We start from the raw sequence: 12749 nt of genomic DNA on the forward strand, positions 1-12749 counted from the left end.
CGGGTTGTGTCGATTCCTGCCGAGTATACCGCCCTTATTTATAGGGAAGGAAAGCCATTCCTATTAAACTATTCCCGTTCCAGTAAACGCAATAACCTCTCTTCGGTGCCCGTTCCGGGCACAGGAACGTAGAAACACCAATGCAGGCCCGGGTCGTTATCGACTACGGAAGCAGAATGGATCACGAACTCCAGCTCCTGCGAGTCCGGAAGACGGATTAAGGCGGTCGCGACCCGCCTGTGCTTGATTTCATAGAGCTCCCAATAATGAACAAACTCCTTGCTTTCCATTCTCAAACGTTCCAACCGTTCCATGTATAGCGGATTATCCTTGTAACGCTCTAAGTTCGCCCTCAACATCGCCGTGGAGTATTGGGCATACGCCTCCCAATTCACCAGTCTTTGACGGTAGTCCGAATGACAAAACAGAATGTTCATCATATACCGTTCGCTTTGCGGCAGACTGCCGAAATCGGCTATGACCCGTTCTGCCGCCCGATTCCAGACGATGACATCCGTCCCTTCGTCCGTCACGAAGGAAGGATAATGCAATTGATCCACGATCGATTGCAGAAATCCGGTATCCGATCTTTCGTTTGTTGGCGCTGCACCCGCGTTCGCCGGGTCCATATTGGCCAGATCGAACAGATGCTTCCGCTCGTCTTCGTCCAGCATCAACGCGTTGCTGATATTCAGCAACACTTCCGGCGAAGGATTAACCTCTCTGCCTTGCTCCAGCCAAGTATAGTAAGTGACGCTTAAATTAGCGAGATAGGAGACTTCCTCTCTTCGTAGCCCAGGGGTGCGTCTCCGTCCGGGAAGAGGCTTAATCCCCGCTTTTGAAGGCTGCAGCCGTTCCCTGCGCGATTTAATGAATTCGCCCAAAGCGGATGAGTTGCGATTTGTTTTCACGTAGGGCACCTCCGATTCTTCCTATGCGAGCATTCGCAATCTTATACGATCATTATAAACGCTGCTTAGCATCTGTTGCCACGACACGGATTTTTAGTCGAGAATGGATGCTGTTAGTCTTGTTAATAGGATAAACAGGATGTGGTTAACCCCCCTTATCGACGCTACGATTAAGATTACTTACGACAGAGGATCGTCATCGATAGGAGGGTTTCGTTTCATGAACAAGTATATCTATAAGAACAAGCTGGCTTTAGTCACCGGCGCTTCGTCCGGAATAGGGAAAGCGTATGCCAAAGAACTGGCGTCGCGAGGCTGTCATGTCGTGCTGGCAGCGCGCTCCAAGGATAAGCTGGACGTATTGGCTAGGGATATCAATCGCCAATACGGCGTACAGGCTCATGCGTTGGCATGCGATTTGTCCAAACCGAATGCCCCGCGTCAACTGGCCGAGCAACTCTCGGGACTCGGCTTGTCGGTCGACATTCTTATCAACAATGCTGGCGTCGGCACTCACGGCCTTTTCGAGGACATAGAACCGGAGCGCGAGCAAGATGAGATTAGGCTGAACACGGCTTCGCTGGTCGACCTTACGCACCGGTTATTGCCCGATATGCTGAGGCGGAAGGACGGAATCGTCGTCAACGTGGCTTCGATGGCCGCGTTTATGCCTTGCGCTTACTCGGCCGTTTACGGGGCTACCAAAGCATTCGTATTGTCCTTCTCCGAAGCGCTATGGGCGGAGACGCGCGGACGGGGCGTTCGCGTGCTCGCGCTGTGCCCGGGCGCAACCGAGACGGGCTTCTTCGATGCGGTCGGCAGCCAGGACATGGCCGCGGGCCAGAAGCTCTCGACCCCGGAAAGGGTCGTACAAGCCGGATTTCGCGGGATTGATCAGGGGCGCAGCTATATCATCGATGGCCGTAACAATTACTTGATGGCCCAATCGATCCGTTTTTTTAGCAGGCGCCAGGTGGCCTTGATTATGGAACGCATGTCGCGCCCCAAAAGGCAAGGATAGGCTAAAACGCGATGTTCGGAAGATTATTCGTTAACGGCTTCCGGGGCAGCCGCCCGGTGGAAGCCCCTTCTGCCGAGCAAGCCAACCGCTAGCGCCAATAAGGTGAGGCCTGCCGCGGACAGATAAAGATTCACGATGCCGAACTTCTCGGCTAGGCCGGCCATGACCAGCAGCGAGATACAGAACGTAAGATGCAGCAAAGAAGCCTGGGCGGACAGCACTTTGGGCAGCAGCTCCGGGGCCGCGCTTCGCTGAATCAAGGTTCGGCGGTTGACGATCGACAGCTCGGCGAACGGGCCCATCAACAGCACAAGGATAAGCGCGATGAATGGCTGGGTGGTAAGCGCGTAGAAAGCGGTCAGGACGCCGTAACCCGCCATGCCGATCAGCATGGCGGCCAGCGACCGGTTGCCGATCGCCCTTGCCAGCGCAAGCACCAGCAATCCGCCGCCGACCGTCCCGGCGAAATAAGCCGCATTAATGAAGCCCCACCACTCTTCGCCCTGCCCAAGCGCAACTTGAACGAAGGCAAGCGTAAAGGCTCCGATCCATACCGATCCGCCCAGCATGTCGATCATATCCATGAACGTAAGCAACCGTAGGCGGGGCGTTTTCCATATCGTTTTCCAGCCTTCGGTAAGGGTGTGCCATTTGGACGATGAAGAAGCTGTGTTATCGTCAGGCAGCACCTCTGTCTGCCGCCGAACCGGATTGACGTCCGACGGATCCTTGACGCCGAGCGTAAAAGCCGCCGCCAACCCGTAGATAACGGCCGTCAGCAGCAATGAGTGACTGGCGCCCAGCCAAGCGACGACGATGCCGCTAAGCCCCCAGCCCGCAAACTGCACCGCTTGGTCGCTGACGCTGATCAGGCCGTTCGCCTTGAGCAGGCCCTGCTCGTGAGCGACAAGCCTCGGAACGAGGGCATTGCGGGCGGGAACCGTCCATCCGTCGAGGAAGGACATGCTGAAGACCAACAATAAAACAAGAACCAGCGAGGAATCCTCGCCGATCAGCTGCAGGTATGAGGCCAAGCACACGAACAGCAGGAACTGGCCCGTCTGCGACAGGAGCAGCAGGGCGGTCAGCTTGAAGCGGTTGATCAGCAGCGGCGCGACCAGACCGCTCAGCATTTGCGCGCCGCTGCGCATGAGCGGCATAAACGCGGCGGATACCAGCGAATCCGTCTGGTTCAGCACCAGCACCGTAAGCGCCATGATATAGAGAACATCCGCGGCATTCGCCGCCGTTTGGGTGGTCAACAGACAATAGAAAGATCGGGTCAAGAACGATGATTTCATTGCGGGAGTAGCCCTCGATTCTTGAAGCATGTCGAATAAGGTGCAATAAGAATCAGGATACGGGAATATGAAGGTTTTTACAATTGAGGCCGTCAGAGAAGACCATCCGCGCAGGATGGTTTTTAATTATTGTGAAACAGGCACATGGGAAGGGGAGGGGAAATAGGCTACATAAGCTTAGTGGAGGTGTTAAGGTGGGGAATAAAATCCTATTCGACTACATCGTTATCGGAACGGGGCCGGCCGGGGCGGTGATAGCCAAAACGTTATCGGACGATAGAAAGACGTCGGTCCTTCTTGTAGAAGCAGGCGAGAATAACGATAAGGATAAGCCGATTAGAGACTCCGCTTTTGCGCCGGAATTGGAAGAGAGCTATTTCCCTCAGTATTTTTGGCAAGGAGAGGGAGTGCCCCAAGAAGGGGTCGATGACCGCTCGTTCGAATGGACAACGGGGCGGCTTCTGGGCGGAGGCTCATCCATTAACGGGGAGCAATACGTGCGGCCTACATCGGCTGTTTTCAGAGAGTGGGAGAAGCTGCTTGGACCGTTATGGTCGCCTAAACGCGCGATCCTTCGCTTCAAGAAATTAGAGAAGTATAACGGCCAAACGGACGATCCGCAATTTCGCGGATATAGAGGGCGAATAGACATCCGGCAGGCACCGAGAACTCCGACGACGATGGCCGATAAATTAACGGAAGCCATCGAACGGGCTGCCGGGTATCCGGAGATCGTCGACTATAATGATCCCCGTACTCCGCTAGGACCGTTTACGCGTTGGCAGCTTTATCAGAATCCGGACGGAACGAGAGAGAGCTCGTCGAGAGCGTTCTTATCGCCGGATATTATGCTCCCAACCGGGCGCGGCGTTAAAGGGAGGAAGCTGCGGGTATTCGTCAAGACGACCGCGCTCCGCGTTCTTTTCTCGAATCGACGCGCGAGTGGAGTCGAGCTCCTCAAGGCAGGCAAGCGCCTTAAAGTTTACGCTAGGAAGAAGGTAATTATTTCGGCCGGAATCAATAGCGCGCAGCTATTGATGCTGTCCGGCATCGGACCCGCTAGACTTCTTCAGGATAAAGGCATACCTGTCGTATTCGATAATCCGAATGTAGGCAAGAAATTAAGAAACCACACGCTCAACTTTGCCGCTTTCACAACTAATCCCGCCGATCGAGCCTTGCCCCCGAGCGATCCGGATGCTTTATATACGGGCGGAGCTTTCCTGCCGGACCCTTCCGGCCGAAATCCCCACAGACGGGCCGTTCAACTTGTCGGCATAGCCGCTGACGAAATGCTGAACATCGCGATCTTATGGTTGCGTCCTAGAAGCCGAGGAAGCATTAAGATCCAGAACAATGATCCTTTAAAAATACCCTTGGCGGATGAAGGCTTTCTGGTGAACTCGGACGATTTGGAATCGATTAAAAATGTTTATAGAATTTATATTAAGGATATCGCGGCGAAGCTGGAAGCCATCGATCCTTCCTATCGATTAGTCGAACCGACGTTGGACGTGATCGATGACGATTCCCGATTGGAGGAATTTATTAAACAAAATTTTGAGCATAACCACCATCAACAAGGATCCTTGCGTATGGCCCCTTTAACCAAAGGAGGAGTCGTGGATCGACGAGGCCGCGTTCATGGGGTAAAGGATTTAATCGTAGCGGATGCGTCCATTATTCCGTTTACCGTCGACGGGAACACCTCGGCAGCGGCTTTTCTTATCGGTTATACGATCGCCCGGCAGCTTAAACGGCAGTCGAACAAAAATCCCAAACGCCGGACCATCCCTATACGGCAAGAAACTAACGAGGAATAATCGCGTCCGCCCGGATGCGTTTTTTTTTTGGAAGCGTGCAATTTGTCCAATTCAAATCTCCTCCCTGGAACATAGCTTATCCAGAACACGACTAAAGGAGGAGCCATATGGCAGGACATGTGAAGGTGAGTCCGCAATTCAGAAGACTCTGTGCCCAATTCGGGAGAATTCTCGGGGGCGAATCGGAGATCGAGGCAGGTCCGGTTTGTTTTGTCACGCGGATGACGAATCTCCGGGAAACGATCTTGAACAGGAGAACGAGATCTCCTCTCGTTCAAATGCAGATGTTCTCGTTCGAATCTCTCGACAGATCGGGTCGCGCTCTTTGCCTGGGCGAAACGGCCGTCCATCAGAACCAGGTGAATCGATTGATTTCGAATCTCCGCAGACGAGGGATTAAAGTGACCGCGATTCATAACCACTGGCTCAAAGAAAATCCTCGCTTAATGTATATGCATTGGGAAGCCATCATGGATCCTGTCGTATTCGCCAGAAGAACCAAAGACTCCATTGCGTTTCTGGGTTAATGGCCGAGCAATGACTATATAGGTTAAGAAACTATGGGAGGATGATACGTATGGCGGTGAAAGCCAGCCCGCAATTTATAAGGCTATGCAACCAATTCTCGTCTATTTTAGGTGGAACGGAGCATGAAATTACGAAGGGACCGGTCTGTTTCGTCACTAGAAACAGGAGGGTCAACGCCGCAATCTTAGGAAGACGCACCACGTCCCCTTTGGTCCGATACCAGCTGTTCTCGTTCGAGTCCTTGGACTCTTCGGGACGCGCACTCTGTCTGGGGGAGACGGCGCTGTTCCAAAATCAAGCGAACCGGCTGCTTTCCAATCTTCGCAAGAACGGAATCAAAGTAACGGCACTCCACAATCACTGGCTGTTCGAGAATCCGCGTCTTATGTATATCCATTGGGAATCGATCGATAATCCCATTGCCTTCGCGAGAAAAGTAAAACGTTCCATCGCGTTTTTGGGTTAATCGCGGGCGGATTACGTTCAATATTCCCAATAGAGGCCATCCCGCCATGGGATGGCCTTTGCCGTTGGTTTCACGGCATTATTTATTACGTCTTATTGCATTAGCCATTCCGCCGATCAAGAGTCCCCATATCGCATTCGTCGCGAATACGCTCACTAGCGCCAGAGGGTTTGTCAGCGGGCCTTCGAGTTTCCCGTCAAGAATGGGAGATAAGATACCGCTAAGCAAGATGGCGAACAACGCATAGCTCAATCCCGCGCCGATAAGGATAGGGATGGGATTCGGGACTTTTCTAACCAAGACAATCGTCAGCCACGCCAAGGAGATCAGAATCGTCATGAGGATGCTGCCGAACGGTTGGCCGATGTATTCAATCGCTCCGGTGATCTTCAAGACGGGCCTGATGAGCGCTAAAGCGCCTAAACCAATCATAAGAGGCCAATTAGCTTTCACAAGTTCTTTTGCATTCATTTACGGTCCTTTCCTTTCCCCTTTTTAATCCTCCCGAATGGCTTGTAGTACGTAATGAAGACCATCAGCAGAAGGCAAAATAAATTAAAGCAAGCCATAATAAGGATGGACAACCATGTCGACTGGAAGGTCTGGCTTTGCAAGGTCGCGAATTCCATATCGGCAATCAGATCCGCCAGGGAGGCTGTCCAATTATCCAGAAAGAAGATTCCGAGCAGGATCGTAATCACGGTGAGAGCCAGCTTGATAACGATCCAGTAATGCTTGACCAATCCCCATTGCGTCCATAATGACAGCAGAATACCCGTAAGCAGCGTCAATAGTGCCGGATATTTCAGCAGGTTCTCGTCGATCACTTCCATGCTGGATAACGTATAAGCCAGCTGTTCCCCATTAGCGGCGCTTTGCAAATAAACGGCCAGCAGAATCATTCCAAGCGTCCCGCCAATCCATGAGGCAACCGCAATAACGTGGATAGCGACTACTAGTTGTTTTTTCTTCTGACCAAGTTTATAGGCCATGTCGTCATGAATCCCCCTCGCTTCGACCTTGTCGGTGTCCGAATAACGCTGCGTATCCCCGCGCCATTTAATTTAGCAAAGAAATGTTGTGAACTTATGACGATGCTTTGCGATTACGGTGATATCGACGTCGATCTTGAAATCTTCGGCTATAATGACAAGAGTTATGGGAAAAGGGGGCTGCGCCATGTCCGATACGATCTTATTGGTAGACGATGAAGAGAAGGTTCTTGAATTCATGAGCTCGTTCCTAATGAATGAGGGTTATCGAATCGTCACGGCCAGGACGGGAGCGGAGGCTCTTGCCCTAACGAAGGAGAAGAAGCCGGCGTTGGTGGTCCTGGACTGGATGATGCCGAACATGAGCGGGCTCGACGTATGCAGGGAATTGCGCAAGAACAGCCGCGTAGGAATTATTATGCTGACCGCCAAATCGGATGAGGTCGACAAGATCATCGGCCTGGAGGTGGGAGCGGACGATTATATCACCAAGCCGTTCTCGTTGAGAGAATTATTGGCTCGCATTCGCTCCGTGTTGCGCAGACTGAACGGGGATCCCGAGATTGATGATCAATTGATCAGAGGCGACTTGATCATCTCCATCCCGGAATGCCGCGCGTGGAAGCGGGGGGTAGAGATCGGCATGACGCCTACCGAATTCAAGCTCTTGTTAACGCTGGCGGTTAAACCGGGTATCGTCTACAGCCGCTTGCAATTATTGAAAGCCGCTCTGGATGACGATTTCCTAAACGTGGAGAGAACGGTCGATGCCCATATCAGCCGTTTGCGCAAAAAGATAGAGGACGACGTCTCGAGCCCGAAATATATCGAAACCGTTTACGGATTCGGGTATCGGTTCGGTGGCCAACCATGAAGTTCCATTGGAAGCTATTCTTAACGATGGCTCTAACGATCGTGGGGATCAGCGCGGTTTATGTCGCCCTTACCCACCTCGTGGTGAAGCGGTCGATCGACGTCATTATCGATGAGTCTAGAGGACAAGAAGTGGCTATGCTCGTCTCCGAGCTGAAGGATTACTATTCGAGCCATGGACAATCCTGGGAGGGAATCGGGCTTGTCCCTCTTCTGAAGGATATCGAGCAGAACGACCCGTCCATCGCCGTCAAGGACAGCCGCGATCATCAAGTGATTGTCCGGCAAGGCAATGCGCCCTTGAAATTAATTGCCCGTCTCGGGATTGAGCAAGAAATCGTCGTTCAAGGAGATTCGGTAGGGCAACTTTATTATTATGACCCGGAGATCGCCAATTTCAATAAAATCCTGATCGGAGTTCCGATATCCGTCGTCTTTGTCTTGGTCGGAAGCGGAATTGTGCTCCTGGCCATCGCCCTGTTTATCGCGTATCAATTATCGAAGTGGCTGGCTTCCCCGCTGAGGGCGCTTCTCCCGTCCATCGAACGGCTTGGCAGAGGAGAGCTTGGCGTACAAGCTCATGTCAACGTTAACGACGAGTACGGGAAAATAGCGGGCGCGTTTAATCGGATGTCGACGCAATTGGAGCAAGCGGAGAAGCAGCGGCGGAATCTGACGGCGGATATCGCCCATGAGCTGAGGACGCCCCTTACTATTATTGGAGGAAAGCTGGACGAATTGCAGCAGAAGGGGCAATCCGTCGCCCCCGAGATGCTATTGCCGCTGCAAGACGAGCTCATTCGATTAAACCAATTGGTCGAGGATTTAAGAACGTTATCTTTGGCCGAAGCAGGGAAGTTAACCTTAAACAAATCGGATACCGACATGGCCGATTTAGCGCGTCGTCTCTGCGAAGCCCTATCGCCTCTAACCGAGGAGAAGGATATTTCTTTGCAATTGGAGGTAGCCACGGATCGAACGACCTTATTCGTGGATCCGAACCGAATGAAGCAAGTCCTGATAAACTTGCTTACGAATGCCATCCGCTATACGCCAAGCAAAGGGAGTATCTTTTTCCGCTTGAAGAAGGATGGGGATTGGCTGACGATCATCGTGCAAGACACCGGTATCGGGATCCCTGCCGAGCATCTCCCGCATCTGTTCGATCGTTTCTACCGCGCCGACGAAGCGCGTGCGCGAAATAGCGGAGGAACGGGCTTGGGGCTGGCCATTGCCAAGCAATTTGTCTTATCCCATCAGGGAAGCATTCATGTCGATAGCGAGGTTAATCATGGGACTCGTTTTAGGATTCGGCTGCCGTATCGTCAACAATAAATGCGCACGGGTAAGCTTTCGGCCGATTCTCCGCAAGACGAATTAGTGCGCGGTTGCGATTTGTTCGCCTTCGGCGACCGGATCCATCTTCTCCTTCGTCATCAGGAATGCCGCAATCAGCGCCAAACCGGCGGGGATGAGGCTCCAGGCGAAGGTTGCTCCGATGGAGCTCGACAGCCCGGCGGTAATCGTATCGAGAAGCTGAGGATCGATCGATTGGCGGAACGCCGGGTTCAGAAGCGAATGGGGATCGCTTAGGTTCAAATCGGCCGGAACCGCTATATCGCCCTTGCCAACCGATTCGGTGAGCTTCGACAGCAGGCTGTGGCTTTGGATAATCCCGAATACGGTAATGCCAAGCGCCATGCCGAGCGAGCGGTTGAAGTTCAAAGTCGAGCTTGCCGCCCCGCGTTGAGTCGCCGGGAACGAATGGAGCACGGAAGTGCTTAACACCGAGAAGGAAGCGCCGATCCCCAGGCCGATTAGAATCATGATCGCCGTAATGAGAAGGCGGGAAGTATCCGCGGTAATTTGCGAGAGAAGAACAAGGCCTATCAGCAGGATCGCTAACGTCCCCATCATAATGGTACGGTATTGCAGCTTGGTCATCAGGAACCCGCCAAGCGTCGCGGTGACGACCGAACCGGCCATCATCGGCAATAAGGTCAGCCCCGAATTGGAGGCGGAGCCGCCCAGCACGCCCTGCACGTAGATCGGAATAAAAATCGCCGCCGTCATGTAGGCCGCGCCGCTGAGCATGGCGACCAGATTGCTGGTCGCGTACAGTCTGCTGCGGAACAAGCCGAACGAAATGATCGGCTCGGCGGCTTTTTTCTCTACCGCGACAAGCAAGGCGACCAGAACCGCGAATCCGGCGAACAGTCCGATAATTTGCGGGGAATCCCAGGCATACGTTTTGCCGCCCAGCTCCAGTCCGAAGATAAAGCAGACGACAGCCCCGACGAGCAGAATGGAACCCGCCCAATCGATTTTTTGCCGCGAATGCTCTGCCGACTCCTTGTAAAACAAAGCAATCATCAGCAAGGCGATAAAGCCCAAAGGCAAATTGATGTAGAAAATCCACGACCAGTCGAGATGATCGGTGATGTACCCTCCGAGCAGCGGACCGACCACGCTCGACAACCCGAACACCGCGCCGAATGCCCCCATCATCTTCCCGCGATCCTTGGGCGACACGACATCGAACAGAATCGTGAACGCAATGGAGACCATCGCTCCGGCTCCGACCCCTTGTACGGCGCGGAAGATACTCAACTCTACGATGGATTGCGCCATTCCGCACAACGCGGAGCCGGCCATAAACACGACGATTCCGAAGATAAAAAACCGTTTGCGCCCGTACATATCGGACAGCTTGCCGAAGATCGGCATGCACGCCATCTCCGCTACCATATACGCCGTAGTGACCCAAACGAACTTGTCGAGGCCCCCCATCTCCCCGACGATCGTGTTGTCCATGGACGCCATCAGAATCGCGAGCAATAGTCCTCCGACGATGGCCGCCAGTTTGTTTGTCATAGGTTCCATTCCTTCCTTATCCCTGAATTGATGGGTGAACCATCATCTGAAACCATCATAAGCTGCCCTTGTTGACAACTGTATGTCAAGGAAGAACGGAATCCGTTATAGCCAATAGCTATAGCAAGCTATTATTTATTCGTAGAACCGTATAGGGAATCGAATATGCTATATTCGTTTTACTAATCATTTTCCGAGGGGATTTAACTTATGAGCACCCAGACCGAACCGAGCAAACGAACCGCAACTCCATTTCGATACGATATCGTCGGCAGCTTCCTGCGCCCACGCGAGCTGAAAGAGGCACGATTAAAGTTCCAGAACGGCGAAATCGACGCCGAACAGTTGAAGGAAGTCGAGAATGCCGAAATCGTGAAGCTCGTGCAGAAACAAAAAGAGGTCGGCCTTCAAGCCGTAACCGACGGCGAATTCCGCCGCTCCTGGTGGCATCTGGACTTCTTCTGGGGATTCGACGGCGTGGAACGGACGGTCATCGATCAGGGCTACCGATTCAACGGCGCCCAATCCAGACCGGAGACGGCTCGCCTGACCGGCAAAATACGGTACAGCGGCCATCCTTTTGTTTCGCATTATGCATTCCTAAAGGGAGTGGCAGGGGAGGACGTCGTTGCGCGCCAATCGATTCCCGCCGCCGCGCAGTTCCTGTTCGAGCTGGACCGGGCGGAAAATCAGGAGAGCACGAAGGCCGTCTACCCGAACCGGCAAGAGCTTCTTTCGGATATGGCCAAGGCCTACAAAGCGGCGATCCTTGACCTCTATCAAGCCGGCTGCCGCAGCGTCCAAATCGACGATTGCACGTGGGGAGCGCTTTGCGACGAACAGTTTATGGCCTTCATGAAGCAGATCGGCGTGAACGTGGCCGAATACGCGAACGAATTCGCGAAGCTGAACGAGGAAGTCGTCTCCGGGCTGCCGGACGATCTCGTGGTCACGACGCATGTATGCCGCGGCAATTACGTTTCGACCTATGCCGGAGTGGGCGGAGGCTACGAGCCGATCGCGCAAACGCTCCTTGGCATCAATAACTACTCCGGTTACTACCTGGAGTTCGATACCGAGCGGGCGGGCGACTTCAAGCCGCTTCGTTACCTGAAGGACAACCAGCAGGTCGTGCTTGGCCTGTTCTCCTCCAAATTCGGCGAGCTTGAGAGCAAGGAGGACATTCTGAAGCGGATCGAGGAAGCGAAGCAATACGTCGATCTGAACCGGATTTGCCTGAGCCCGCAATGCGGCTTCGCTTCAACGGAGGAGGGCAACCACCTGACCGAGGAGCAGCAATGGCGCAAGCTTGCTTTCATTAAAGAAATCGCAGAGGAGATCTGGAGGTAATCCAATCCTTATCTGTCGATCCCATAGCGAAGCTGAACGATACCGCCGCCGAGAGGCTTGCAGTCCAGCAATTTCACTTTCTTATACCGGTAGTTATCCTTATCGATCAGAAGATTCAATCCTTTCCCTTCCACCACGGGCGCTACATTGAAGATCAGTTCATCTACAAGGCCTTCGCCGAGAAACGAATTGTGGATGTCCGCGCCGCCGCTGACGAGCGCGGTTTTATGGCCTTTTTGCCGCAGGCAGTCCAAGGCTTCCCGGGGCGATCCCGCGATCGTCAGACCGGGGATGGCTTGGATGCTCTTGGACATCACCACGATGTCCATCCCGGCGAAGGGGCCTTCCGCGTTTGTCTGCTCCTCCAGGGAGACCCTGCTCGGATCCTGCATTCCCTCGAACGTCTTACGACCGACAATGAAATTTCCCGCCGCTTTGGCTTGTTCCGCGAAGTCGCTTAATGCTTCTTGGGTCGGCGGGTTGTCGGGTCCGGATTGCGCATAGTTGCCGTTAGCGGTTAAAGTTGCCCACAGAATGGTTTTCATAAGTAGATTCCTCGCATTCGTAATGGTGTGCTTTGCTTGAATCAAATCGTAATCGAGCGCGATAC

Annotated in this window: 13 protein-coding genes; 7 read left to right on the forward strand and 6 right to left on the reverse strand. The window is 53.3% G+C overall.

Annotation, left to right across the window (positions count from 1 at the left end; genetic code table 11):
• Positions 1–68 precede the first annotated feature (68 nt).
• Complete coding sequence (locus tag H7B67_RS08915; protein ID WP_185119457.1) at positions 69–911, reverse strand: MmyB family transcriptional regulator; 843 nt, start codon at positions 909–911, stop codon at positions 69–71.
• A gap of 220 nt (positions 912–1131) precedes the next feature.
• Between H7B67_RS08915 and H7B67_RS08920 the strand changes: the two genes are divergently transcribed.
• Positions 1132–1932 carry an SDR family NAD(P)-dependent oxidoreductase gene (locus tag H7B67_RS08920; RefSeq protein ID WP_185119458.1) on the forward strand — a complete coding sequence of 267 codons (801 nt, stop codon included), beginning with the start codon at positions 1132–1134 and terminating at the stop codon, positions 1930–1932.
• A 23-nt stretch (positions 1933–1955) separates the two neighbouring features.
• Here H7B67_RS08920 and H7B67_RS08925 read toward each other — a convergent pair whose 3' ends face one another.
• Entirely contained in the window at positions 1956–3233 is a 1278-nt protein-coding gene (locus tag H7B67_RS08925; RefSeq protein WP_185119459.1) for an MFS transporter, read from the reverse strand.
• A gap of 194 nt (positions 3234–3427) precedes the next feature.
• Here H7B67_RS08925 and H7B67_RS08930 point away from each other — a divergent pair, with 194 nt between their 5' ends.
• From H7B67_RS08930 to H7B67_RS08940, 3 genes are all read left to right on the forward strand, one after another.
• Complete coding sequence (locus tag H7B67_RS08930) at positions 3428–5056, forward strand: GMC family oxidoreductase N-terminal domain-containing protein (RefSeq protein ID WP_185119460.1); 1629 nt, start codon at positions 3428–3430, stop codon at positions 5054–5056.
• A 107-nt stretch (positions 5057–5163) separates the two neighbouring features.
• Complete coding sequence (locus H7B67_RS08935) at positions 5164–5583, forward strand: DUF1259 domain-containing protein (protein ID WP_185119461.1); 420 nt, start codon at positions 5164–5166, stop codon at positions 5581–5583.
• A gap of 50 nt (positions 5584–5633) precedes the next feature.
• Positions 5634–6050 (forward strand): DUF1259 domain-containing protein, encoded by a 417-nt coding sequence (locus tag H7B67_RS08940; RefSeq protein WP_185119462.1) that lies wholly within the window; start codon positions 5634–5636, stop codon positions 6048–6050.
• A gap of 78 nt (positions 6051–6128) precedes the next feature.
• Here the strand turns inward: H7B67_RS08940 and H7B67_RS08945 are convergent, their stop codons facing one another.
• Together H7B67_RS08945 and H7B67_RS08950 are read right to left on the reverse strand one after the other, a co-directional pair.
• Positions 6129–6521 (reverse strand): hypothetical protein, encoded by a 393-nt coding sequence (locus H7B67_RS08945; protein WP_185119463.1) that lies wholly within the window; start codon positions 6519–6521, stop codon positions 6129–6131.
• Entirely contained in the window at positions 6518–7042 is a 525-nt protein-coding gene (locus H7B67_RS08950; protein WP_185119464.1) for a hypothetical protein, read from the reverse strand. Before H7B67_RS08950 ends, H7B67_RS08945 begins: the two co-directional genes overlap by 4 nt.
• A gap of 187 nt (positions 7043–7229) precedes the next feature.
• Between H7B67_RS08950 and H7B67_RS08955 the strand changes: the two genes are divergently transcribed.
• Together H7B67_RS08955 and H7B67_RS08960 are read left to right on the forward strand one after the other, a co-directional pair.
• Positions 7230–7916 carry a response regulator gene (locus H7B67_RS08955; RefSeq protein ID WP_185119465.1) on the forward strand — a complete coding sequence of 229 codons (687 nt, stop codon included), beginning with the start codon at positions 7230–7232 and terminating at the stop codon, positions 7914–7916.
• Entirely contained in the window at positions 7913–9250 is a 1338-nt protein-coding gene (locus H7B67_RS08960; protein ID WP_185119466.1) for a sensor histidine kinase, read from the forward strand. The genes H7B67_RS08955 and H7B67_RS08960 overlap by 4 nt, the downstream gene beginning before the upstream one ends.
• Positions 9251–9292: 42 nt before the next feature.
• Here H7B67_RS08960 and H7B67_RS08965 read toward each other — a convergent pair whose 3' ends face one another.
• Entirely contained in the window at positions 9293–10789 is a 1497-nt protein-coding gene (locus tag H7B67_RS08965; RefSeq protein ID WP_185119467.1) for an MDR family MFS transporter, read from the reverse strand.
• Positions 10790–10999: 210 nt separating this feature from the next.
• On the opposite strand from H7B67_RS08965, the gene H7B67_RS08970 reads away from it, so the two are divergent.
• Complete coding sequence (locus H7B67_RS08970) at positions 11000–12139, forward strand: 5-methyltetrahydropteroyltriglutamate--homocysteine S-methyltransferase (RefSeq protein WP_185119468.1); 1140 nt, start codon at positions 11000–11002, stop codon at positions 12137–12139.
• Positions 12140–12147: 8 nt separating this feature from the next.
• On the opposite strand, the gene H7B67_RS08975 is transcribed toward H7B67_RS08970, so the two are convergent.
• The gene (locus H7B67_RS08975) at positions 12148–12684 is read right to left on the reverse strand and encodes a dihydrofolate reductase family protein (RefSeq protein WP_185119469.1); all 537 of its coding nucleotides are present in this window, start codon (positions 12682–12684) and stop codon (positions 12148–12150) included.
• Positions 12685–12749 lie beyond the last annotated feature (65 nt).

The sequence above is a fragment of the Cohnella thailandensis genome (genome assembly GCF_014212135.1).
GTDB lineage: Bacteria > Bacillota > Bacilli > Paenibacillales > Paenibacillaceae > Cohnella > Cohnella thailandensis.

Bases quoted from the DNA above. Each gene is read 5' to 3' on its own strand.
- H7B67_RS08945 (WP_185119463.1), bottom strand. From the start codon at position 6,521: ATGAATGCAAAAGAACTTGTGAAAGCTAATTGGCCTCTTATGATTGGT.
- H7B67_RS08965 (WP_185119467.1), bottom strand. From the start codon at position 10,789: ATGACAAACAAACTGGCGGCCATCGTCGGAGGACTATTGCTCGCGATT.
- H7B67_RS08925 (WP_185119459.1), bottom strand. From the start codon at position 3,233: ATGAAATCATCGTTCTTGACCCGATCTTTCTATTGTCTGTTGACCACC.
- H7B67_RS08955 (WP_185119465.1), top strand. From the start codon at position 7,230: ATGTCCGATACGATCTTATTGGTAGACGATGAAGAGAAGGTTCTTGAA.
- H7B67_RS08950 (WP_185119464.1), bottom strand. From the start codon at position 7,042: ATGGCCTATAAACTTGGTCAGAAGAAAAAACAACTAGTAGTCGCTATC.
- H7B67_RS08960 (WP_185119466.1), top strand. From the start codon at position 7,913: ATGAAGTTCCATTGGAAGCTATTCTTAACGATGGCTCTAACGATCGTG.
- H7B67_RS08920 (WP_185119458.1), top strand. From the start codon at position 1,132: ATGAACAAGTATATCTATAAGAACAAGCTGGCTTTAGTCACCGGCGCT.
- H7B67_RS08970 (WP_185119468.1), top strand. From the start codon at position 11,000: ATGAGCACCCAGACCGAACCGAGCAAACGAACCGCAACTCCATTTCGA.
- H7B67_RS08940 (WP_185119462.1), top strand. From the start codon at position 5,634: ATGGCGGTGAAAGCCAGCCCGCAATTTATAAGGCTATGCAACCAATTC.
- H7B67_RS08975 (WP_185119469.1), bottom strand. From the start codon at position 12,684: ATGAAAACCATTCTGTGGGCAACTTTAACCGCTAACGGCAACTATGCG.
- H7B67_RS08935 (WP_185119461.1), top strand. From the start codon at position 5,164: ATGGCAGGACATGTGAAGGTGAGTCCGCAATTCAGAAGACTCTGTGCC.